The organism is Rhizobium herbae, from assembly GCF_019511375.1.
GTDB classification, from domain to species: Bacteria; Pseudomonadota; Alphaproteobacteria; order Rhizobiales; family Rhizobiaceae; genus Pararhizobium; species Pararhizobium herbae_A.
This window is the reverse complement of record NZ_JAEUAO010000001.1, coordinates 1,453,903-1,473,702: the sequence shown is the minus strand read 5'-3', so window position 1 is coordinate 1,473,702 and position 19,800 is coordinate 1,453,903. Positions and strand designations below refer to the sequence as shown.

Annotated in this window: 12 protein-coding genes and 2 pseudogenes; 6 read left to right on the top strand and 8 right to left on the bottom strand. The window is 59.4% G+C overall.

Annotated features, from left to right (window positions below; genetic code table 11):
• The first annotated feature begins 129 nt into the window (after positions 1-129).
• Positions 130-2,304, top strand: a complete 2,175-nt coding sequence (locus JNB71_RS07060) for an Ig-like domain-containing protein (RefSeq protein ID WP_431028338.1) — start codon at positions 130-132, stop codon at positions 2,302-2,304.
• Positions 2,305-2,587: 283 nt separating this feature from the next.
• Here the strand turns inward: JNB71_RS07060 and JNB71_RS07055 are convergent, their stop codons facing one another.
• The 4 genes from JNB71_RS07055 to JNB71_RS07040 all read right to left on the bottom strand — a co-directional run bounded on the left by JNB71_RS07055 (position 2,588) and on the right by JNB71_RS07040 (position 7,301).
• The gene (locus tag JNB71_RS07055) at positions 2,588-3,574 is read right to left on the bottom strand and encodes an ABC transporter permease (RefSeq protein ID WP_220371067.1); all 987 of its coding nucleotides are present in this window, start codon (positions 3,572-3,574) and stop codon (positions 2,588-2,590) included.
• Positions 3,571-4,551 carry an ABC transporter permease gene (locus JNB71_RS07050; RefSeq protein ID WP_220371066.1) on the bottom strand — a complete coding sequence of 327 codons (981 nt, stop codon included), beginning with the start codon at positions 4,549-4,551 and terminating at the stop codon, positions 3,571-3,573. Before JNB71_RS07050 ends, JNB71_RS07055 begins: the two co-directional genes overlap by 4 nt.
• Complete coding sequence (locus JNB71_RS07045; protein WP_220371065.1) at positions 4,548-6,098, bottom strand: sugar ABC transporter ATP-binding protein; 1,551 nt, start codon at positions 6,096-6,098, stop codon at positions 4,548-4,550. Before JNB71_RS07045 ends, JNB71_RS07050 begins: the two co-directional genes overlap by 4 nt.
• A 78-nt stretch (positions 6,099-6,176) precedes the next feature.
• Positions 6,177-7,301, bottom strand: coding sequence for a sugar ABC transporter substrate-binding protein (locus JNB71_RS07040; protein ID WP_220371064.1), 1,125 nt, complete (start codon positions 7,299-7,301; stop codon positions 6,177-6,179).
• Between the two features lie 375 nt (positions 7,302-7,676).
• On the opposite strand from JNB71_RS07040, the gene JNB71_RS07035 reads away from it, so the two are divergent.
• From JNB71_RS07035 to JNB71_RS07025, 4 genes and pseudogenes are all read left to right on the top strand, one after another.
• A complete protein-coding gene (locus JNB71_RS07035) occupies positions 7,677-7,889 on the top strand; it encodes a hypothetical protein (protein WP_220371063.1) in 213 nt (70 codons plus the stop codon).
• A 41-nt stretch (positions 7,890-7,930) separates the two neighbouring features.
• Complete coding sequence (locus JNB71_RS07030) at positions 7,931-8,158, top strand: hypothetical protein (RefSeq protein ID WP_220371062.1); 228 nt, start codon at positions 7,931-7,933, stop codon at positions 8,156-8,158.
• 53 nt (positions 8,159-8,211) lie between these two features.
• Positions 8,212-8,420 (top strand): annotated as a pseudogene (locus tag JNB71_RS24715) (hypothetical protein); the annotation flags it as partial.
• Between the two features lie 25 nt (positions 8,421-8,445).
• Positions 8,446-8,652 carry a CsbD family protein gene (locus JNB71_RS07025; protein ID WP_220371061.1) on the top strand — a complete coding sequence of 69 codons (207 nt, stop codon included), beginning with the start codon at positions 8,446-8,448 and terminating at the stop codon, positions 8,650-8,652.
• Positions 8,653-9,047: 395 nt separating this feature from the next.
• On the opposite strand, the pseudogene JNB71_RS07020 reads toward JNB71_RS07025, so the two are convergent.
• A pseudogene (locus JNB71_RS07020) lies at positions 9,048-9,271 on the bottom strand (DUF2269 family protein); the annotation flags it as partial.
• Positions 9,272-9,379: 108 nt separating this feature from the next.
• Positions 9,380-11,446, bottom strand: coding sequence for an ATP-dependent helicase (locus tag JNB71_RS07015; protein ID WP_220371060.1), 2,067 nt, complete (start codon positions 11,444-11,446; stop codon positions 9,380-9,382).
• Between the two features lie 436 nt (positions 11,447-11,882).
• Between JNB71_RS07015 and JNB71_RS07010 the strand changes: the two genes are divergently transcribed.
• Positions 11,883-13,211 (top strand): PQQ-dependent sugar dehydrogenase, encoded by a 1,329-nt coding sequence (locus JNB71_RS07010; RefSeq protein ID WP_223215758.1) that lies wholly within the window; start codon positions 11,883-11,885, stop codon positions 13,209-13,211.
• A gap of 41 nt (positions 13,212-13,252) precedes the next feature.
• On the opposite strand, the gene JNB71_RS07005 is transcribed toward JNB71_RS07010, so the two are convergent.
• Together JNB71_RS07005 and JNB71_RS07000 are read right to left on the bottom strand one after the other, a co-directional pair.
• Positions 13,253-13,450: a hypothetical protein gene (locus JNB71_RS07005; protein WP_220371058.1), complete on the bottom strand. Its 198-nt coding sequence runs from the start codon at positions 13,448-13,450 to the stop codon at positions 13,253-13,255.
• 386 nt (positions 13,451-13,836) lie between these two features.
• On the bottom strand, positions 13,837-19,350 hold the full coding sequence (locus tag JNB71_RS07000) for a trifunctional serine/threonine-protein kinase/ATP-binding protein/sensor histidine kinase (RefSeq protein ID WP_220371057.1): 5,514 nt from the start codon (positions 19,348-19,350) through the stop codon (positions 13,837-13,839).
• Between the last annotated feature and the right edge of the window lie 450 nt (positions 19,351-19,800).

Here is a 19,800-nt window from a genome sequence, read left to right as displayed (position 1 = left end):
GGACCAACGTCGGCCCGTGTGCGACTTTTGGCCCATCCCCAGCGGGACCAAAGTCTGACCTTGGAACCAAGCCGCACCAGCCCAGTTAGAGGCATGCGAGAGTCGCTGGGCGCGGCCGACATGACAACGATGAGGAAAGGTCTGGCTTTGATCGCGGCGGCAACGCTGACGACGACAGGGCTTGGTGCCGACTCCCGAGACGAAACAACGCCGACCGTGGCACAGGTTGCGCCCGTGGCGGACCGGAACGTTGATCTCGGCGCCGCGATCACGGTGACGTTTAGCGAAGACATCGATCCAGTGACTATCGACGGCAGTTCGCTCCGGCTCTCAGGGGCGGGCGTGGCGATCGAGGCGAGCGTCTCGTACGACAGGAGGACGCGCTCGGCTGTGCTTACACCAATCAAGTCGCTTGCGAGCGATACGACGTATACCGTCAGCCTTGCTGCGGGTGCCGGCGACCGGTCGGGCAACCGACTGACGACCGGTCAAAGCTGGTCGTTTACGACGCGGCGCGATCTTGAGCGCGGTTTTGGCGGCCCTATCCTGATCATTGACTCAGGTGCTCTGCCCTTCAGCAAATACTACAGCGAGATTCTGCGCGCCGAAGGTATCGGCTCGTTCGAAAGCGTTGACCTGTCGCACGTAAACAAGGAACTGCTGGACCGGTTCGATCTGGTTCTGTTGGGCGAAATGCCGCTCAGCGAAGCGCAGGCGGCAATGTTTGCCGGTTGGGTCCACACAGGTGGCGACCTGATAGCCATGCGGCCGGACAAAAAGCTTGCCGGCTTGCTCGGGTTGAGTGACCAAGCCGCGTCGTTGAGCGAGGGCTATCTGCTGGTCGATACGGCAAGCGCGCCCGGACACGGCATTGTCGACGAGACGGTCCGTTATCATGGCGCAGCCGATCTCTACCGGTTGAAGGACGGCACGACCGAAGTGGCGCGGCTCTACAGCAGCCTGTCGGACGCAACGGCGAACCCAGCCATAACAGTGCGCACCGTTGGCAGAGCAGGAGGCCAGGCGGCGGCCTTTACCTATGATCTTGCACGGTCGGTCGTTTACACGCGTCAGGGCAATCCGGCCTGGGCCGGCGACGAGCGTGACGGCAATCCTGTCATCCGACCCAATGATCTGTTCTTCGGCGCCAAGACAGGCGACCGGCAACCCGACTGGAACGATTTCGACAGGATCGCCATTCCGGTGGCTGACGAGCAGCAGCGGCTGCTGGTGAATCTTATGAACTTCATGCTCGAGGGCAAGTCACCGCTGCCAAGGCTGTGGTACTTCCCCAAGGAATACAAGGCGGTCTTGGTGATGGCGGCCGATGATCATGGCACGCTAAGCGGCACCGAAGATTCGTTTGATCACCTCAGGGCGAGCGAGCCGAAGGGTTGCTCAGTCGCCGAGTGGGAATGCTATCGCGCTACGTCATGGATTTTCAACAGCGTCGGTTTGTCGGCCAAGGAGGCCAATGCCTATGCCGCAGAGGGCTTTGACATCGGCGTGCATCTCAACACGGGCTGCGGCAATGTCGGGGCAACAGATCTCGCAGGAATATTCAGGCGGGAGCTCTACGCGTTCCGCAGCAAGTACCCGGACCTGCCGCTACAGACGGGAAGCCGCACGCATTGTATCGCGTGGAGTGACTGGGTGTCGACGCCGAAGGTCGAGGCGCGTTATGGGGTTCGCATGGACCTCAACTACTACTATTGGCCTGGTGCATGGATTAAGGACCGCCCCGGTTTCATGACAGGCTCCGGCTTACCGATGCGGTTCGCTGATCTCGACGGCAGCATGATCGATGTCTACCAGGTAGCGTCGCATCTGGTGAACGAGAGCGGCATGAGCTTTCCGTCAGCCATCGAAACGCAGCTTGACCGAGCGCTGGGACCGCAGGGTTATTATGGTGCGTTCGGGACGCATTACGACTTCAGCGACGATTTCGACAGACAGTTGACGACCGCAGCGAGAGCCCGCGGCGTACCACTGGTTTCCGTGCGGCAATTGCTTGATTGGACCGACAGTCGCAACAACTCCGGTTTCGCCCACATCGCCTGGGACGGTAGCTCCCTTACGTTCGAGGCATTCGCCGATAGCCGAACCGGAACAATGCTGCGCGGCATGGTCCCGGCGCGAACCGCTGGGAAGGAAATATTTGCGATCAGCCGCGACGGCCAACGCGTGAGCTATAAGACCGAGACGGTAAAAGGGGTCTCCTACGCCATGTTTCCTGTCGCACCCGGCACATATCGCCTCAACTACGATCTGCGCCAAATCAGCGATGCAAGTACCGCGAGGTGACTGCGACACTGCCTTATCTGGTGCCCGCCGCTAGCTGACTGGTTGTAACGAGCCAGTCGGAGGCGGATTGCGGCATTCACACCCTTCTATTGTCCAAATTTAGGTCGAATGCTGCGGCGTCGGTACGCTGCGAGACCCTGGCGCGATACGAGGAACGCCCGGGATCGCCACGTATCCGGCTGTGGCGGGCTCTGCAGAAGTGAAAGATAGCGAGGATGACAGGCGAGGGCCGGCAGTAGAAACGCAACGGAATAACGCCGAGCAGCAGTCCCCGATGAAGACCCTATCGATTGGCCGGGCCGCGCCCGTATAGCAACAGCATGACGATGATGACCAGACCGTAGGTGATCTGCCGCCCGGCCTCGGGCATCTGCATGACGGATAGAATGGACTGCAGCAGCGTAATCAGAATTACGCCTGCGATCGTGCCGAGGTAAGAGCCTCGACCACCCAGGATCGACGTGCCGCCAAGTACGACGGCCGCGATCGAAGGCAACAGGTAGCTGTCGCCCATCGATTGGGCCGCCTTCGAAGCATAGCCCGCAAGAAGCGTGCCTCCGAAGGCACTGAGCGCGCCGCAAGAGACGAAGGCGATCAGGACGATCCGGCGCGTATTGATGCCCGAAAGGTAGGCAGCACGTTCCTGGTTGCCGATGCCGTATACGGACCGTCCGAAGGTGGTGCGTGTTAGCACGAAAGTCGCTACCGCACCGACGATCGCCCAGATTAGCACCGCGTTCGGAACGCCGGGTATAAGAAAACCGGTCGCCAGATAGCGCATGGTGATCGTGGCAGAGTCCTGTGGCGAGAAGCCGCCGGTGTAGACAACCATCAAACCTTGGGCGACGGCATTAGTCGCCAAGGTGATGATCATGGAGGGGATGCGTAGATAGGCGACGCCAATCCCATTGGCGAAGCCTATTACCATCCCACAGGCGACGCCGAAGGGAATAGCGAGGGTTTCACCGACAGGCCCAAAAGCGGCGGCAGCGCAGGCCATCATCCCGCCAACGGCCACCGACCACGGAATGGAGAGGTCGATCTGCCCAAGCAGAATGACCATCATCATACCGGTTGAGATGACCCCAAGAAAGGATGCTACCTTTAACTGCTGTAGGAGATACTCCGGAGACAGGAAGCTTGCTGAATATAAACTGCCAAGGATCAGCAGCACGATGATGCAGGCAAAAGCGGTTGATATTGCGGGGTCCAGCCGACGAACGAATTTAGGGAGCCAGGCCCCGGGCTGCTCTCGTGTGGCATCCTTCATCCGAACCACTCCAGGCGATTGCGCACTCGAAACAGTCCAAATGCACTCAAACTGACCGCGACAAGCAAGACCACACCCTGAAACAGCGGTTGCCAGAGCGGATCGAGATCAAAGACGAAGAGAAGATCACCGATGGTCCGAAAAGCGAGCGCCCCGAAGACCGCGCCGATGGCAGTGCCCCTGCCGCCGAAAAGAGAGACGCCGCCAAGCACCACCGAGGCGATCGAGAACAGCGTGTAGGCATTTCCACTCGCAAGCGCCGCTTCGCCAGTATAGGTGAAAAAGGTGAGAAACAGGCCACCGGTCGCGGCGAGAAGGCCTGAGAGCAGATAGGCCGTAAATTTCGCGCGGCGTATTGGTAGGCTCGACATATAGGCCGCGATTTCCGACGATCCGGTTGCATACGCCGCCCGCCCGATGACCGACCGGCTGAATGGAACCCACACGACCAGTATGACAGCGACAAGGGCGACCAAGCTCGACGGCACAACACCAAAAATCTTGCCGGTCATCATGTCTGCCAGATCCTCGTTGACCGAGCCGCCGGGAAAAGGCCTGAGCAGCAGGGCGATGCCAAAAAACACGGCGCCTGTCGCGATGGTGGCGACGATAGGCTGTAACCTGCCGTAGATGACGATCAGGCCGTTTAACGCTCCGCAGGCAAGACCCGTGGCAAGAACTGCAGCAACCCCGAACCCGGTTTCGAGAGGTGAACCTATAACCAGCCAGGAAGCCAGCGCATTGGTGAGAATGAAGATCATGCCGACCGACAGGTCGATACCCGCAGTAATCACCACCAGCGTCTGCGCCATGGCAACGAAGGCGAGCAGCACGCCCTTGTTGGACGCGGTTTGGACCACGTTGGCAGTTAGTCCGGCCGGGTGATTGGAGACGTAAATCGCGAACATGACGAAAAAAATGCCCACCGCCATCAGCATTCCGCGCTGCTCGTTCAGCCAGAACCGCCACTCGCTCATGCTGGCGTCCCCGCGTGTCCATCTTCGACATTGAGCGCGCTGGCGATCAATGCACGCTCAGTCATGGCGCTGCCCTTTAGTTCTCGCGCGACGCTCCCGTCGTAAAGCACGAGCACACGATTGCAGCAGCCGATTAATTCGTCATAGTCTGTCGAATAGAACAGAATCGCTGTCCCGCTGTCTGCAAGACGTCGCAGCAGCAGATATATTTCGTGTTTAGTTGCGACATCGATGCCGCGCGTCGGATCGTTGAGCAGAATGATTTTCGGCTTGCGCATAAGCCATTTGGCAATGACGACCTTCTGCTGGTTGCCGCCGGACAGGGCCGCGACCGGCAGGTCCAGACCCGCCGTCTTGATACTCAGCAACTGTATCATCTCGTCGATTAGCCGCGCTTCGTCCTTTCGGTTTATCACGCCGCCCCGCGAAACCTGATCCAGGGCAGAAAAGGACAGATTCTCCTGCACTGTCATCGGCAGCATCAGACCCTCGGTCTTGCGATCCTCCGGGATGAGCGCGATCCCGATTTGCTCCGAAATTGCCGCTGCCGGACTGGTGAGCGTGACGGCCTTGCCATCCACAAGGACGGAGCCGGTCGTGCCGCGCAGCACTCCGAACAGCGCCAGTAGCAGCTCGCGCTGCCCTTGGCCGTCCAGGCCACCAAGGCCCAAAACCTCGCCCTTGCCGAGCGTGAAGGAGATATCGCGCAGTCTATCCAACCAGCCGAGCTTGCGGCATGTAAGAGCGGGAGTGGCGGTACCGGCTGCTCGCTCTGGTTTCGGCGGAAAGGCGTTGCTGTATTCGCGGCCGATCATCATTTCCACGATCTCGCCATTGGAACGAGTGCCGGCGGCAAAGCTCATGACATTGTGGCCGTTGCGGAACACTGTGCATTCGTCGGAAAGTTCGGCGATCTCGTGCATGCGATGGGAAATATAGAGGAGCGCCAGCCCTTCCGATCGCAACCGCATCAGCACGGAGAAAACGTTTGCAACGTCCGCTGCGGTCAGCGCCGACGTCGCCTCATCGAGAATAAGGATGCGCGGTTTCCAGGCCAGGGCCTTGGCGATCTCCACCAGTTGCCTGCGGGAAAGCGGAAGATTCTTGACCAACATGCGCGGATGAATGTCGTTGGCACCTGCGCGTGCCAGGGCTTCCTCCGCAATCGCACGCTGCGCTTGCCGATCGATCAGGCCGAAGCGCCGCGGCGGACGGGCAATGCAAATGTTGTCGGCGACGCTCAGGTCAGGGATCAAGGACAGTTCCTGGAAGACGCACGTAATTCCAGCCGCGGAAGCCTCGGCAGGGGAACGGAACGTGACTTCCCTTCCATCCATCAGCATACGCCCATCATCCGGAGCGACTACGCCCGCCATGATCTTGATTAGGGTCGACTTGCCCGCACCATTCTCACCCAGGATGGAATGGATGCGGCCCGGCTCTACGGTTAGGGCGGCATTCTCGAGCGCGCGGACGCCACCATAGTGCTTTGACACGCCGTCCATTTGGAAAAGCGGCGCCGCCGCAGATGTTGCTGATGTGATCATGAAGGCCCTCGGAGCGGGTTTCGCGCGTGTCGCGGGTCATCCCCGCGACACGACGATCATCCAAATCGGATCCTACCGTTATTGGTTTTCCTTCGACTGCCCCATGATCTCTTGGGCCGTGAAGTTGATACCACAGGTGGGGAAGGCATTGCCGACGAAGAAATTATCGGACTGATCGGGATAGAAATCCTGACCTTCCTTGAAGTTCGGGTCCTCGACAATGGCCAGAGGCAGCTTGACAGATTGTGGAACGACTTGTCCTTCAAGGGCTGCAATCGCCGTCTTGATGGCAACCGCCACCTGGGCAGGACCAGTGCCGGCTGAAGAGCATTTCAGGCCTTGCGCAGCATACTTGGCGCAGAATTTGCGAAAGCCGTTCTCCGTCTCCCCACCGAAAGGCACGAAGGGATGACCGGCATCTATCATCGCCTGGACCACACCCGTGTCACCGCCTTGTGCAGTAATGCCGTCGAATTTCTTGTGTACGGCGATGGCGTCGGCGGTTGCCTTCTGCGCCGTCGGATCATCCCATTTGCCGAGAACCTCGACAACATCCCATTTCTTGCCTGTAGCGGCAAAAGTTTCGTGGATCCCATTGTGGCGGTCGGTATCGACCGAGGTTCCGGGGACGCCGCGGACCTCGAGAATCTTGCCGCCCTCCGGCAGGTGTTTTGCCAGCCAGTTCGCCCACAACACGCCCAAGCCCTTCTGGTCGACGTTGACATTGATGGCGTCCTGGGTGTCGAGGATGTTGTCGAAGGCGACGAGAACGATACCGGCTTCCTTGGCTCGCTTGATCACAGGTCCGAAGGCCGTGGGGTTCTGTGCATTGACGACGATGGCGTCGTAACCGGAGTCGATGAAATTATTGATCGCGGAGATCTGGGCGGGCACATCCTCACCGGTCGAAACGACTTTGAATTCCTTAAGTTTGGCAGCGACGTCGGGCTGAGCCGCGTATGCCTTCGCGGTCTGGATCATCTGGATGCGCCAGGTATTGGCGATGTAGCCATTGGCGAGTGCGATGCGATAGGGACCGTCCTTCTTCGGAAATTTGAAGAATTTGGTGTCTGCCGACCATGGTGCGAAACACTCAGGCTCGGCAGCCGGCCCGCTGACGATTTCGGGCTCTGCAAGAACGGTGGAACAGGCAAGGGTGACGGCAGCGGCCGCGAGAATGCCGCCGACATATGTCTTGAACATTTTATCCTCCCATTTGTTGCCATGCTGTGACTGGCATCGAGTATCCGGAAAATATCGGTGTCCGCCTCTGACTTGCATCTTCGGTCGGTCGCCGGCCCGGCATGTCGATGAGTTAGTCAAATGACGTCAGACGGGCTCCTCCCTCAGCGCCATTGGATTGGAGGGTACTGCCACCAACTTGGGCTGTAAAGTTGACATATCGATCGATCCCCCGACGAACACTTTTGAATTCGGCAGATGCCGGCGGAGTGACCCAGTCTGTTGCTCGCAAGCAGTGTTCCCGATCAAATGCGAATACCGGAACATTTTTCGGCTCGGCAAGTTCGACACACTTCAAGGGCGTTGACGGCGCTCGGCGAAGAGCGAGGATGAACAATGGCGAACGCAAACAAGAAACATGCCGGTGCAGGTTCACAAGGCAAGGCCGACGGCAGCGGTGCGATGTCGGAAACCTCCGATGCGACGCTTCCTCCCAACACGGTGCTTTCAAACCGAGACAAGGCGCAGCACACCAAGGAGCGTGGTCAGGACGGCAAGAATATCCAGACCGAGCAACGTCAGGATCACGCCGCCAATCGACGGTCGTGAACGGATCAGCAACGAGGAGCTCTTGTGTCGAGGAGAGCATTATGCAAAGCAAGAAAACCCATGACCAGCAGGTCAAAACCATCGAGAGCCGCGAAAAAACCGCCAACGCGGGCGCAGACTTTGACGCCGTCGCCGACCTCAAAAAGTCCCCGGCTGTGCGCAGCGCATCGGCCCGCGGAAGAAATCTCAAGCAAGGCGCGGCAGTCCAGGATGAGGAGCGCAGCATCGTTCGCGGACGCAATCAGGAAAGCCACCATAAGAAGCGATAACCGGACCGGTTGTTGGCATTAGCCTGCGGTACCGTTGGGAATCGGCAATGACTGACTACTATCCCCCGTGGGACGTCTCGACTACAACACGGACCTCGGCGGCTTGCAGGTCAACATCACCAAGGAGCAACTCGAGGGTGCTCCAAGGTATCCGGCAGACCAGGACTTTGATTGGTGTGCAATCCGAACCAGCGCTGAGCGCGGCCGGGTTTTGTTTGCGACTAATCGAAACCAATCCGGTCGCCGAAAGTTGCTTCTATGACGCAGAACGATCGGAGGAAACGGATATGGACTGGAACCGTGTGGAAGGTAATTGGAAGCAGCTCAAAGGTAAGGTCAAGGAACAGTGGGGCAAACTCACCGACGATGACCTTGATCGGATCGCGGGCCAGCGCGATCAGTTGGAGGGCGCGATCCAGGAACGCTACGGCCTCGAAAAGGATCGTGCGAAGGCCGACGTCGACGCTTGGTGCAATCGCCAGACCTTTAGCTGATCACGAAACCCCGCCTTACGTGGGGTTTCCCGTCTTGATAGTCGCTGGAGAATCCCTGTGAGCCCACCCGTAAATCCCGGCCCGGATGATCCGGGCCCACTTCCGCCGATCCCGCCGCTCGAAGAGCCTGACCCGCCGATCCACGAGCCCGATTCACCCGTGAAGGAGCCCCACCCGGATCGCTTGCCTGACAAAGAGCCGGTGCCCAACCCAGACGAAAACCCCGACCCACCGCAACGGCTCTGTCCTGACCACTCGATGGGGTGATTTGTCTGAATGTTCACCTTTCAGTGCTCTCGATCTGACCTGCTATTTTCAGCCCTGTAAATTCCTGGTTGGAACCTGTTGCACTCAGCGAGACAAGATCTCGTAGCGGTGGAGGTTACATATTGCGTTCACATCCACACACCGAGGTCCGGCCGGCTGATCATCAGCCAAAAATTTGCAAGCACAGCGGCAAATGCCGGAAATCCGAAGGCGAATCAACGCCAGAACAGATGGTGGTATTCAGCGGGCAGGGGGAATTGGCTTCCACCGCCGCTTCGGCCAGCCGGCGCATTTTCATCTGCATCCACACCACCGGGAGCCAAAACACGCCGGTGAAGATATAGAGAGTGATTCAGCGGAGCTCGGGATGGTCGCGTTGTTCCACCGACGCATAGAATGCATCCATGTCGACGTGGATGACCTTGCGAACCGATGCTGTCACGTCATTGTCCATTGACAGCTACTTCCACATCGAGCGCGTGCGTGCGCCTACGTCGATCCTGATCTGGCGGGCACTGCGGTCAGTGGCTTGAGGGGAAACCTTCGGCCAACTGGTGACTTCGAAAAACTGCAAGAGGGTCGCAGGAATGAACCGTGTTCGCGACGCATACACGTGCCGATCGCCCTGTGAGTTTTGACCGTAAGTGAAGAACCGTTGCGGGATCACGAGTGTCAGGCTATCGCGCGCTCGGGTCATTCCCACATAAAGCAAGCGACGCTCCTCCTCGATCTCCGCTGTCGTGCCGACTCCCAGATCGGAGGGAATGCAACCGTCGACAACGTTCAGCATGAAAACCGATCGCCATTCCTGGCCTTTGGCGGAGTGGATTGTCGACAGGATCAGATAATCCTCATCCAACAGGGGAACGCCGGCCTGATCGCTGGTCGCGTCTGGAGGATCGAGGGTGAGCTCGGTCAGGAACCTCTCCCGGCTCGGATAGCCACTCGCAATCTGCTCAAGTTGGAGCAGGTCAGCTTTCCGTGTATCGGCATCTTCGTGAATCCTGTCGAGGTAAGGCTCATACCAGATGCGGGCAGTTTCCAGTTCGCTCGGCCAAGCGCCTTCGCGTTTCCGGAGGGAGGCGAGCATCGTTACGAAGGACGGCCAATCTTCCCCTGTTTTAGGCGGTGGAGGTATCTCGGCAAGCGACTGCAGCGGCTCGGGGTCTGCTGCGATCGTGTCGAGGATTTTCCCCGCCGTTTGCGGTCCGACGCCCGGCAGCATCTGAAGCAACCGGAAGCCAGCCACACGATCCCGCGGGTTCTGCGCAAATCGGAGAACGGCGAGCAGATCCTTCACGTGGGCGCTGTCGAGGAACTTGAGGCCACCAAATTTCACGAAGGGTATGTTGCGGCGTGTCAGCTCGACTTCAAGCGCTCCGCTATGATTTGATGCGCGAAAAAGGACGGCCTGCTGTTTAAGCGCAATGCCGGTCTCCCGGTTGGCCAGCACCTGCTCGGCAATGTAGTTCGCTTGGTTGGTTTCATCTTTGACGGTGACCAGCCACGGGCGCTGCTCCGAAGCCCGATCTGTCCAGAGATTCTTGGTAAAGCGCTCGCGGGCGAGGTCTATGACACCGTTTGCCGCAGCAAGGATTGGCTGGGTGGAGCGGTAGTTCCTGTCGAGGGTAATGACATCCGCTGGTTCGGGCGAAAATGCCTTTGGAAAGTCGAGAATGTTTCGAACCGTGGCTGCCCGGAATGAATAGATCGACTGAGCGTCGTCACCTACGACCGTAAGTCCCGCGCCGTCCGGTTTCATGGCGAGCAGGATTGATGCCTGGAGGCTGTTGGTGTCCTGGTATTCATCGACAAGGACATGATCGAACCGCGCCCCGACATCCGTTGCCAGTTCCGGGTCCGACATCATCTGCGCCCAGTAGAGCAGCAGATCATCGTAATCCAGGACGTTATGCGCCTGCTTTGCCTCGACATAGGCGGCGAACAATTGTTTCAACTGCTCTTGCCAACCCGTCGCCCAAGGGTAGGCCGATTTCAGAACCTCAGCGATCGAACTCTCGGAATTCACGACACGTGAATAGATCCCGACACATGTTCCCTTGGTCGGGAAACGACCATCCGTTTTCGAGAAGCCCAACTCGTGGCGAACGAGATTCATGAGATCGGCGCTGTCTTCGCGGTCGTGGATCGTGAAATCGACATTGAGGCCGATCTGTTCGGCATACATCCTCAGCAGACGCGCGCCGATGCCATGGAACGTACCAGACCAAGCGAGAGCATCGGTCATTATTGCCGCGTTATCGCCGAGCACCTGCCTGCAGATGCGTTGAACACGACGGGCCATCTCTGTTGAAGCCCGACGTGAGAAGGTCATGAGGAGAATGCGGCGTGGATCAGCGCCTTTGACAATCAAATGCGCGACGCGATGGGCCAGGGTATTCGTCTTCCCAGAGCCCGCGCCTGCGATGATCAGCAACGGCCCGCTCGCCTCGCCTTGCAAGGTGCCAGAACCGTATTCCACGGCCTCTCTTTGGCGGTCGTTTAGTTTGTCCAGATAGGTAGTCATGTCCCGCAGCCATAGTGTGCCGCCATGAGGACCCAAGGCGACGATGTCCAGCGTTATAGGCGAACGCGAACAAAAAGGGAACTTGCGACCATCATTAATTTTTGATCGTCGACTGACGGTTCACTACTTCAATCGACGAAAAAGCAGGGGGACCATCCAAGGAAGATCATCGTGGGGAGCATTGCGAATGACAAAACCGCGAGTACTCCGGACAGAGGAAAGTTGGCCAGATATGCTCCGGAGGATCCTGCCGGCTCTGCTTCATAGCCCGTCAGCGTAACGAAGCTAGCCAGGCTGACTGACTCGCCGCGCCGCGGAGCCTACTCCTCGTTTGGCAACAGGGAATAAATCGGGGGTCCCCTTGCGTCCAACGACAACCAGCAGGCAACTTCCTATTCGAGGAGGCCCAATGAATTCTCTCAGAGTTCCTCTCCCAATGGGTCTTCCTGTCCTGGTTCTGTTCGCAGCGGTCACAGCCGGTTGTGTCAGTTCCTCAACACAGAGAAATGCAGCCACGGCGACAAACGGGGGCTACGGCTCCGATCCGGTGCTGCCAAAACCGAAACCTACGCTGATCCCGACCATCAATATCGCTGAAGCGACGGGATGGCCCGGCGGGGCAACGCCGAAGCCAGCGAAGGGGCTGAAAGTGAACGCCTTTGCTCGCGGCCTCGACCACCCGCGCTGGATGCATCTGCTACCGAACGGCGACGTACTCGTCGCCGAGACGAATGCGCCTGCCAAGATGGACAGCGGCTTCAGCCTGCGGAAGGTCTTCATGGCGCAGGCCATGAAGCGAGCCGGCGCGTCAACGAAGAGCGCCAACCGTATCACGCTGCTACGGGACACGGACGGCGACGGTGTCGCCGATCTGCGCACCAACTTCATCAAGGGGCTCAATTCGCCGTTCGGCATGGCGCTGTTCCGGGGAAAGCTCTACGTCGCCAACACCGATGCGATCGTCGCCTATCCCTATTCTTCCGGTGAAACACGGATAACGGCGGCGCCGCAAAGGATCGTCGACCTTCCGGCGGGCGCCATCAATCACCACTGGACCAAGGACCTGATTGCCGGTCGCGGAAACCACAAGCTCTACGTCACCGTCGGCTCCAACAGTAATGTCGGCGAGAATGGTGTGGCGGCCGAGAAAGACCGCGCCGCGGTGCTGGAGGTCGATCTTACCAGCCGCAGAACGCGCGTTTTTGCTTCCGGCTTGCGAAACCCCAACGGTCTTGCCTGGAACCCTCAAAGCGGCAGGCTCTGGGTGGCCGTCAACGAGCGCGACGAGATCGGCGACGATCTAGTGCCAGATTATATGACTTCGCTGCGCGACGGCGGCTTCTACGGTTGGCCTTACAGCTATTTCGGCCAGAATGTCGACGTTCGGGCCAAGCCGCCGCGGCCCGACCTGGTGGCCAACGCCATCAAGCCCGACTATGCGCTTGGCGCCCACACCGCTTCGCTGGGGCTCACCTTCGATCAGGGCTCTTCACTTCGGCCGCCATACCGGGGAGGTGCCTTCATTGGCCAGCACGGTTCATGGAACCGAAGCGTGCACAGCGGCTACAAGGTGATCTTTGTGCCATTTCGCCAGGGCAAGCCGGCCGGTCGGCCGAAAGACGTCCTCACCGGCTTCATCGGCGCCGGCGACAAGGCCATGGGTCGCCCGGTCGGCGTTACTTTCGATAAGACGGGTGCGCTGCTGGTCGCCGACGACGTTGGCAACGTCATTTGGCGTGTGACGCCGGTCAAGCGCGGCAAATGACTGACCTTCTCGTTTCGACGGGGAGGCGGCGGAATCCTTGGTCAGGCTTTCCCGTCCTGTAGGCGCATCTCCGAGCGTTCCACTTCCCCAGCGCCGGGCAACGACAGCGGTATTCTTGCAGAAATGCCCACGTAGCCCCGTTTCGTGAATTGTACGATTGCTACGATTGCAAAGACGGTCGTGATCAGGAATCCGCTCGTCGATGCTGCCCCTATCAGCCAGAACATGATGGTTTCCATGATCCTACGCCCAAGATGATAGTTTGTATCTTATGCATGCTCCCTATGGAATAGAGCCAGCCTCCGCGTTTCCCGACTTTCCCGATCGACTTTGACGCTGCAGACAGGACCGCGCAGGATGTCCGTTGACCATAACGACACGCTCCTAACCCGACTATTGGCGGTGAGGAAAGATCGGATATCAACTAGGAGGGGACGGCCTATACGCGGGAATAAGCTATACCACCGTGCTTCTGGGCGCCGGTTGGATATCACGGTCGATCGCCCAGACAGAGATCGTCACGTCCTCGGCCATCCGGACAATTAGAACTGAAGACACTCGCAAACGCGAGAGACCCAGCACGGCGTATTTGCGGATACTCACGGTCTCCTCCTCTTGATTCTTTTTAATCTGAGCGAACTACTTCCTCCTCTTCGATAGGTAGGGTGAACTGGAACACGGCTCCACGAGGTTCATTCGCGGTGGCCCACAGCCGGCCCCCGTGAGCCTCGATGATCGAACGGCAGATCGCTAAGCCCATGCCCATGCCGCTGGATTTGGTCGTGTAGAAGGCCTCAAACAGGCGCTCCGTACTCTGCGTGTTTAGGCCGGGCCCTGAGTCGCGTACCCTGACAATCACGGTTCTTGAGGCCTCTTTCTCGGTGCTGATCAATAACTCGCGCGCTTCCTCATTAGTGCCGCTCATCGCCTCGATGGCGTTCATGATCAGGTTTAGAATCACCTGTTGCAGCTGGACGCGATCTCCCTTCACGGACGGTAGGTTCGTCGCCAATTCGGTCAGTAGAGTGACCCGTTGCCGGGACGCTTCACTGCCGGTCAAGGCTATTACGTGGCGAATGGCTTCATTTAGGTCGAACTGCCCCTTACGAGGGGGTTCTTTTTTTACCAAGGCGCGGATCCGGCCAATGACATCGCCGGCGCGATTGGCGTTCTCGACGATCCGGCCGAGCGCCTGAACCACCTCATCCAGATTAGGCGGTTGGGTACCGAGCCAGCGCAGGGCCGCCTGGGCGTTGGTGAGCGACGCGGCGAGCGGCTGGTTGACTTCGTGAGCGATGGAAGCTGTGAGCTGCCCCATAGTGGCGACGCGGTTTGCGTGGGCGAGTTGCCCTTGCGCGTCGCGCAAGGCTTCCTCGCTCTCGCGTAACGCCTCTTCCGCCTGCCGGCGCTCCGTCAAATCGAGGACAAAAGAGACACCTTCGTTTCTGCATTCTTCCAACAGCGCACCGCCAATCAGGACGGGCAGTCGACTGCCATCTTTCCGGAAGTACTCCTTCTCAAATGGTTGGACTGACCCGGCCATCTTCAGCTCTGCGAGGGTCCGTGCGTCGCGGTCGCGCCATTCGGCAGGCGTCAGGTCCGTCCAGCATAGCCGACCCGTGGCAAGATCCTCTTGGTCGTATCCCACCATGCGGAGAAACGCGTCATTGGCCTCAAGAATGCGACCTTCAATATCCCAGATCACTATCCCGATGATGTTGGCCCTGACTAGGCGGCGGATCTTGGCTTCGCGTTCAGCGAGATCGCGATACAACCGGCCATTCTCCAGTGAAATCGCTGCCTGAGAGGCGAGCAGCTTCAGCACCGCGATCCGCGCCGGCGCGAAGACCCGAGGGGCGAGGTTGTTCTCAAGATAAAGTATTCCGGTCAGTTGGCCCTGGTTGACCAACGGCACGCAGAGCACGGAACGAGCATGGTGCTGACAGATGTAGGGATCTGCGGAAAATGGTGCTTGAGCTGTGGCGTCGCCGAGAACCAAGCTTTCGTTTGTGCGCAAGACATAGTGAAGGACCGATTCCGGTAGCGTGCTCGCGGTCACGATCTCGTCACGCAGGTGCACCACGACCGTGTCGCCGCCGGTCGTGGCTTCCGCTGTAATCCGTGACTCCCCGTTACGCGACAGGATCAATAGACCGCGCTCGGCTCCCGCCTGCTCTACGGCGGTACGCAAGACCGTGCCGATCAGCTTTTGAAGGACAATCTCGCCCGACACGGCTTGCGAGATCTTGACAACGGTTGCGAGATCTAGTTGCTCGACCGGTGCACCAATGGTGCTGGTTGGAGCAGACGCGCGTTCTTCGCCTCCCAGCTCAGGATAGAATTGTTCGAGTTGCCGCACCTTGCCGTCGGCGCCCCAGCGCAGATAGCAGTTGCGCGCGTAGCGGAGATAAAGACGAGCGAATTCCTCGAAACCTGCTTCCGCATAAAAGCGGGCGGCGAGTTCATAGGCGAGGGCTTCATGATGAATGAAGCCGTTGGCGCGCGCCGAGCGGATCGCTTGTTCGTAAAGACGCAACGCGTCGATTTCGCGACCTTCAAGGCGTGCTATCTCGGCGCTGACTAGCGCGGCTCGGTTCTCGAAGTTCTCGGGACAATTCTTCGCATAGATCTGAAGCTGTCGGTGGTGGGCGGCCAAAGCCTCCATATGCTGCCACCGCTGGTCAGCTACAGCGGAGGCGCTGCATGCGGCGCGAGCCAAAGCGCCGTAGAAATGATGCTCAGGCGTTTCTTCGAAATGCGACACCGATGTCCATGGCAGCCGCTGCGCCCGCAATGACGCATCGACGGCTGCCTCATAGTCGCCCGCAAAGAACCGCGCCTGGAGTTTTCTGACAAAGTAGCAGGTTTCCGCAAGAATCAAATTTGGATCGTCCGAAAACCGGCGTTCGATCTCAAGTTCGTCAAATTCGTCGTCGTCGAAGGAGCCGAATTTCCGGGTCAACCCGCGCAGCGTCCGGACGAGGCCGAGCTGGGCACTAGCAAGGTCTATGACGAACTGGAACCGCACCTTCCGCGCAAACGTCAGTCCAATCTCCGCTTGGCGTTGCACTTCGACAAGCGGGTCTCCCACCGCCAGCATGTTCGAATTCAAACTGGCATAGCTGTATCCGGCAAAGGTGAGGTCGCCGCTCTGGGTGGCAATTTCAAGCGCTCGCCACAAGATGTCGCGGCCCATTCGAACATGCCTTGTCCACGGTATGACGTGGGCCCCGAAGTCCTTGAAAGTCCTGGCCTGGAATCGCTTCAGGTCTCGCACTTCGACCAGTTGGCAGCCGAGCTGACCGAAGCGGAATCCGGCCTCATAGTCGCCAAAGCGCGGCCCGGCAATATAACCGAGCGACACATAGTGGTAGCAGGAACCATCGCTGTTTCCTCGCTCGAGGCTCATATTCACAGCCAGGCAGATTGCCATGCATGCGAGATTCGCGTCGGTATGCCATACCGCCCCAACAAGCCGGGTGAGAACATCCAGCGTCGGGGGGGATGCCGGGTCGCTCATCAATGGCAGGTCGACGAGCTCCTCGATCGTGCGGGTCCCGAGCAGCGACCAGATCCGGTCGTATTCTCGTTGCACCCGCTCGTCGTCCGGATGCGGCGACCAATCGATGCCGAGATGCTGCCGCAGGTAGCCGAGACCGACGGCGGCCGAGCGATCTGTCTGACCGAGCGCAGCATAGAGATCGATGCGCAGGCAGGCGACGGTAGCCCGGTCGTCGGCGCAGAGGGCACGATCGGAAAGCTGTGCCAACCGTTCCTCCGCCTCCGCCAGCGCGCCAATGAGGAACTCGCATTCTGCTCGGTTCAGCTCAAGCGCGAAGACTAGGTGGTGCTGGCGCTCCCACGCGTCTTCCGGCAGCAGCTTCGCACCGGCAACAAAATAGTTGAGCGCCGAGGCGTATGCCGTCGAGGCCTTGGCGCGTTTCCCGGCCAGCAGATTGAACTCGGCCAGTTGCTTGCGCTCCTCAGCTGAGACGATCAGTGCGGCTCCGCGATTAAGCTGGCTGACTATCTCGAAAACATGATCGTCAATCAGCTCCGACGTAGTGTTCGCCGCAAGCAGTCTCCCTATGCGAAGGTGCAACTCGCCGCGTCGCTCCTCCGGGATAAGCGAATAGGCGGCTTCCTGAACGCGATCGTGGACAAACCGGTAGGCGTCCGCCAGACGCTCGAGCAGTTCATGAGCGACGGCAGGCCACAGGGCCCCGTGGACCTGTTCCTCCGGGGTCCCAAGAACGAGTGACAGCATCGTGGTATCTGCGATGTTTCCGAGACAGGCGAACTGTTGCAACGCCTCCCGCGTTTCGGGCGGCAGGCGCGTGAGCTTGCCGATCATGAGGTCTACCACGTTGTCGGTGTATCCCTTGGCGTGAATGCCCTCGAGATCCCAGGTCCAGCATGCCGCGTCATGATCGAAGGTGAGCATTCTCTCTTCGGCGAGCGATAGCAGGAACTGACGGACGAAGAATGGATTGCCGCCGGTCTTTTCGTGCATCATTTGTCCGAGCGGCGCTGCACGCTCTGGCGGACAGTGGAGCGCATCCGCAACCAGCTGCCGGAGGTGTTCTTGAGTAAGCGGTGCAAGGGTAATCTCCGCTACCTTGCCGCCGGCGGTCTTTATGGCGTCAAGCTTCCGCATCAGCGGATGGGCGGCGGTGACTTCATTGTCGCGATAGGCACCGATCAGCAAGAGGTGCTGCAGATCCGACGGGGTCAGCAGGTCCTCCAGCAGGTCCAGTGTCGCCGCGTCGAGCCATTGGAGATCGTCAAGGAACAGCGCTAGCGGATGTTCGCGCTGGGCAAAGACGCTGATGAACCGCCGGAATACCAGCTGGAATCGCCGCTGCGCGTCCTGTGGCGGAAGTTCAGCGACCGGCGGCTGGTCGCCGATGATGAGTTTCAGCTCGGGGACCACATCGATCACGAGCTGTGCATTCGGGCCGAGGGCCTCGCTGAGAGAGTCGCGCCAAGTTACTAGCTCGGCTTCGCTCTTCGCCAGAAGCCTTCGGATAAGGCTCTGAAATGCTTGCGCCAGTGTCGCGTACGGAATGTCACGTTTATATTGCTCGAACTTGCCGGACGCAAACAGACCGCGCGGCGGCACTAGTACCTTGTGTAACTCGTGGACCACGGCGGACTTGCCGATGCCGGAGTAACCGGAAACGAGCACCAGCTCCGGCGCGCCGCTTGCGACCACTCGCTCGAAGGCGGCGAGCAAGGTCTCGATCTCCCCCTCCCGCCCGTAGAGCTTCTCGGGAATTAGCAGGTGGTCCGGGATGTCGCGTTCGCCGAGCGGGAATGCATCAATCCGGCACTGCGTTTTCCATTGACTAAGACAGCGGCTCAGATCGTGCTCGACCCCGCCCGCAGTCTGGTATCGTTCCTCCGCCGTCTTGGCGAGCAGCTTCATGACGATGGCCGAGACTGTGGGTGAAACACCCGCCGTGCGCTCGTCGGGCGGCACCGGCTGCCTTGCAATGTGGCAATGCACCCATTCCATCGGCTCGGAAGCCGCGAATGGCAGGCTCCCCGTCAGCATTTCGTATAGGGTCACGCCGAGCGCATAAAGGTCGCTGCGGGTGTCGATCGAGCGGTTCATGCGCCCGGTCTGCTCCGGGGCCATATAGGCAAGTGTTCCGGCGACCACTTCGGGCGGCTCGGGTGCCTGCCGCTCGCGGGAGAGGTGGGAGGCGATGCCGAAGCCGGTGAGCCGCACCTCGGCGCCCGCGCCGGTTACCAGGATATTAGCCGGTTTGATGTCCTTGTGGACGAGGCCGCGCTGGTGGGCCCTGCCGAGCGCAGCGGCGATGCCGATTGCGAGGCGCAGGAAAAGCTCCGTTTCCATTGCCGTTCCTAGCCACCGGGCGAGCGGCTCGCTGCCCCGATCTTCAAGCACCAGCATGGTCCGGCTGCCTTCGCGCACTAACTCAATCGGTCGCGCCGCCCATGCGCTATCAAGCTCATCTTTCAATCCATATTCATGGTCGAGGCGTTCGAGGCTTGAAGGCGTCGGATGCTCGAGCGTGGGAAGCAAGACCAGTACCCGGTTCCACTTGCCGTCGGCGCCCCGTCGCCGTTCCCGGTGGAACACGCGATCGCCATCCTCCCAAAGAACGTCCAAACTGCTATCTCCACCAACGCCGAAGAAAGAGAATGTGCTTACTTGAGAACTTCGTCATCTCGCCTGTCATTTTTCCAATCAAACTGGCCAGCGAGATATATGATGAACCGTAACCACTTCCCCACATTCTTAACACAGCTCGTCGGTCCGTCCCAGCAGATCAACCGAGCGGTCACCCGCCCCTTCGATGCATGGTCCGTCTCTACTGAAGAAAGACCGCCCAGCGGCGGCCGGGCGGTCGGACGGATCGTGGACCCGCAGAGCTTCGGAAAGAGGAGGGCGCCGAAGCTGTTGGTAGCAAGGGAGAAACTTGCCACCTGCCTGTCGTGAGGCAACGAGTGGAGACTAGCGATGAACGGAGCGACTGAAAATTATACTGTGGTTTCTTATCGCGATACTTTGGAAGCATCACGCCCAGACCAATTTCCGAACTACTGCTCAACGGGCTGC

Coding starts and splice junctions, on each gene's coding strand:
- JNB71_RS07005 (WP_220371058.1), bottom strand. CDS start 13,450: ATGGAAACCATCATGTTCTGGCTGATAGGGGCAGCATCGACGAGCGGA.
- JNB71_RS07060 (WP_431028338.1), top strand. CDS start 130: ATGAGGAAAGGTCTGGCTTTGATCGCGGCGGCAACGCTGACGACGACA.
- JNB71_RS07045 (WP_220371065.1), bottom strand. CDS start 6,098: ATGATCACATCAGCAACATCTGCGGCGGCGCCGCTTTTCCAAATGGAC.
- JNB71_RS07015 (WP_220371060.1), bottom strand. CDS start 11,446: ATGACTACCTATCTGGACAAACTAAACGACCGCCAAAGAGAGGCCGTG.
- JNB71_RS07010 (WP_223215758.1), top strand. CDS start 11,883: ATGGGTCTTCCTGTCCTGGTTCTGTTCGCAGCGGTCACAGCCGGTTGT.
- JNB71_RS07025 (WP_220371061.1), top strand. CDS start 8,446: ATGGACTGGAACCGTGTGGAAGGTAATTGGAAGCAGCTCAAAGGTAAG.
- JNB71_RS07030 (WP_220371062.1), top strand. CDS start 7,931: ATGCAAAGCAAGAAAACCCATGACCAGCAGGTCAAAACCATCGAGAGC.
- JNB71_RS07040 (WP_220371064.1), bottom strand. CDS start 7,301: ATGTTCAAGACATATGTCGGCGGCATTCTCGCGGCCGCTGCCGTCACC.
- JNB71_RS07055 (WP_220371067.1), bottom strand. CDS start 3,574: ATGAAGGATGCCACACGAGAGCAGCCCGGGGCCTGGCTCCCTAAATTC.
- JNB71_RS07035 (WP_220371063.1), top strand. CDS start 7,677: ATGGCGAACGCAAACAAGAAACATGCCGGTGCAGGTTCACAAGGCAAG.
- JNB71_RS07050 (WP_220371066.1), bottom strand. CDS start 4,551: ATGAGCGAGTGGCGGTTCTGGCTGAACGAGCAGCGCGGAATGCTGATG.